This is a genomic window from Sporosarcina sp. Y352 (assembly GCF_056786535.1).
Genome location: NZ_JBXCJE010000031.1, coordinates 1 through 3,234 on the forward strand (window position 1 = coordinate 1; position 3,234 = coordinate 3,234).

At 36.2% G+C, this 3,234-nt stretch carries 2 protein-coding genes and 1 pseudogene; 1 reads left to right on the forward strand and 2 read right to left on the reverse strand.

The window, feature by feature from the left end; all coding sequences use genetic code 11:
- Window positions 1-509, reverse strand: a 509-nt coding sequence (locus AC1TO6_RS21035) for an RNA polymerase sigma factor (protein ID WP_482103537.1), incomplete at its 3' end; no start/stop codon positions are given.
- A gap of 172 nt (window positions 510-681) precedes the next feature.
- Between AC1TO6_RS21035 and AC1TO6_RS21040 the strand changes: the two are divergent.
- Window positions 682-879 (forward strand): annotated as a pseudogene (locus AC1TO6_RS21040) (DUF1801 domain-containing protein); the annotation flags it as partial.
- Window positions 880-1,285: 406 nt separating this feature from the next.
- Here AC1TO6_RS21040 and AC1TO6_RS21045 read toward each other — a convergent pair.
- Window positions 1,286-2,716 (reverse strand): M1 family metallopeptidase, encoded by a 1,431-nt coding sequence (locus tag AC1TO6_RS21045; RefSeq protein ID WP_482103538.1) that lies wholly within the window; start codon window positions 2,714-2,716, stop codon window positions 1,286-1,288.
- Between the last annotated feature and the right edge of the window lie 518 nt (window positions 2,717-3,234).

The window sequence follows — 3,234 nt, forward strand, 5'->3', positions numbered from 1 at the left end:
TAGTATCTAGTTTTCACAGTCGATATGGGAATTGCTTCAAAGGATGCAATCTCCTTCAACGTATAATCACCGAAGAGTTTCAAGCGAATAATTTGCTGTGAATGTGCATCAAGCCGATTGACGAGCTCATTGACAAGCTCGAACTGCTCCTTGTATTCAAATGAGATTTCCATATTGTATTCATCTTCAAATTCCTGATGGATGTCCTCGATCGGCCGGGTAAATTGCGCATATCGATAATGCTTAGAACGGAAATAATCTACGATATGGTTTGAAGCGAGCCTATACAGCCATGTACGAAAAGATGCTTTTTTCGGGTCATAGGTATGTATGGATTGCAAGACGGCAATGAAAATCTCCTGCGTTAAATCCAGTGATAGCTCTGCGTCCAGCGTCTGCTTATAATGAAAAGCATACATTTCCTTATAATATTTCGACACGAGCGCATTCGCCGCGGACTCACTGGCATATTTCTTTATCTGTTTGATCCAGCGTAAATCATTCTCCATTTATTCATCACATGCTTTCCAATATCATTGCCCTATAAGTATATTCGTAATTTGCACGAAAAAAGTTTTAAAATTCTTAATGAAAAATCAGTTCTAGAGAGGACTGAGTAGTTTCGGAAGATTAAACTGATATATTATCATACCAACATGAACCTAAGAGGAGTGTATTTTGATGGTAACAGGGAGGAAGAATCCTAAAGTTGATGAATATTTAAGTAAGACCAGGAAATGGAAGGTCGAATATGTGAAGTTACGGGATAGCGCTTTTAAGTGTGAGGAGCTGAACGAAGAATTTAAGTGGATGCATCCTTGCTATACGTTTGACAATAAAAATATAGTTTTAATCCATGGGTATAAAGAATATTGTGCGTGAACACAAGTTAAACAACACTCTTCAACTAACCTGTCCCTTTAGTTCAATAAGAAAAAAGAGCTCCCTAAGAAGCCCCCTGTTGTTCGACTAAAGCACCCTTGTATACAGTATGATTTCCAACCGTATTCAATAGGTGTAAAGAAACAAAACTGGCCAATTTCTAACTTGGTGGAGTGTGGGTATGGGTTCATTTGCCCGATGCTACAACTGCTTCAGGCCTTTATGGCAAATCGTACCCACAGTGGCTACATGTACGCAATGATAATAGGGGTATTTTAACGCCATTTCATTGCTGACAACCAACATTTAGTTAATGGTCAAATACTCTTAAACATCCGCATAAGAATAAACCATCTATACGTATTTATTAAATAAGGGTTTGTTGCAATTATCGCAATGTCCTCTAAGGATTTGGAGCTGATTCTAGTTGTAGCCAGTCTTCAAAAATAGCTTCATCGTCTATTTCTAAATAATGCTTCATAAACCTTGTAAATTCACTAGTATCTATCTCTTTGTATTGGTAATAATTAAAATAACTTCTAAGAAACTTTTCAGCATTGTCTTTACCACCGTTTGCTTGAAATATCATCCCTAACATCGAAGGTGCTTTTCCATACATATATGAGCTTTGGGTCTCTGGAGAATATTCACCTAAAGAAAGATTTACGGGTAAAGGTAGATCTTTTAAGCGTTCATCACTTTGTTCAAAATAAAAGTCTACGTCTTCATACTCTGAATAAAACAACCGAGTTGCAAATGCTGTGAACCCTTCATCAAGCCAAGCATCGTGATAAGGGTCATTGCTAATTATTCCATAGAACCATTGATGGGCTATTTCGTGCACAACATTTCTTTTTAATGATTCGGATTTAAGTGGATCCCTATTATTAATTGATCCAGCAGTAACGATGCCTGGATATTCCATTCCTGGTTCATCTAATATTATATCCAGCTGCTTATGAGGGTATGGGCCAATCGTTTCTTGAAAAAAATCTAAGGCTTCTACAGCAATTTGAAGTATTTCCTCGTGCAAATCTTTTCTATCATCCACCCCAAACACTCTTACATTAATATCACCAATTTCTTTTTGAATAATTGTATGTTCCTTTAGCAGGGCCACAAAAAACTCTTTTACATTTATTGCTTCAAGGGTTCCAGAACTTTTACTTGGATAGCTATCTTCGTCACTTGTAGTAATTATGGTTAGTTCTTTCGGAACATCATAGCGTAGTTTAAAATTACTAAACGATGTATGGTACGTTTCCCCTTTAAAACGATAGTCTTCTTTGTTCCAGCTACCATTGCGGTAAGTAGCAAGCATTGGATACCACTGTGCCAAAAAATGATTCTTTTTATTTTTGGTAAACCTCTTACCTTGTTCGGGTAAAGTGAATTGATATTTCACATCGACAATCACAGTCCCATCAGGTTCTAAACTTTCATTCAACTCAACAGATAGGCGATCCTTATCAAGGCTGAAATTAGCATTTTCACCATTTAAATTAATAGTTTCTATTAAAAGAGTAGATGGTTTATGTAATTGTGGAGAATTGATTTCTGTAAACATATTTGGAATAAAGTAAAACGTTAAATCTTTCCACATATTCGGCGAAGTATTTTTCACTGTTATCGATGCATCCACTGTAAATAATTCTTGATCATTCATTTTCAATAAAATATCGTAGTCACTTTCACTTCCTGAATCAATACCCACTGGATTAAATGCTAAAGCCTTTTTCTCTGGATCGTCGTTTGTATCCTTGATATTCGTCTGGTCACAACCACCTAGAAAAATGAGTAAAGACACCGTATAAAAGATCCTAGCTATTTTCACGCTTTCTCCCCCAAAAAGTCCAATTTTGATTAGCCCAAATTTACCGATTATAGATATTCATAAAAAAATGACCAATTATAAAGTTCAAATCCAATGGTTTTTTATGTAATTACCCTATCCCTTGTATACTGTAAATAAGGCTAATTATATACAGTATGATTTTCCAACGTATACAATGTTAGGTCTACACTTGGAGTAGGTGAGTATGATAGGTTCGATTGCCTGATATAACAACTGCTTCAGCCTTTCAAAGCTAAAATCGTACACACAGGCTCCATCTCAAGTCCTCCGACATGTATCGCTGCCTACATGTACGCAATGATAAAAGGGGCATTCTGACACCATTTCACTGCTGACACTGTGTATAACAGCTTCGTTAGCACAATAAGAAAAAAGAGCTCCCTAAGAAGCCCCTGTTCTTCAACTAAACCAGCTAATAGGATGTCAATATTTTTCTTTAAAATTACTATTAATCTTATGATATACTATTTTGTGCATGACAAATAGCCCTCCAAAAA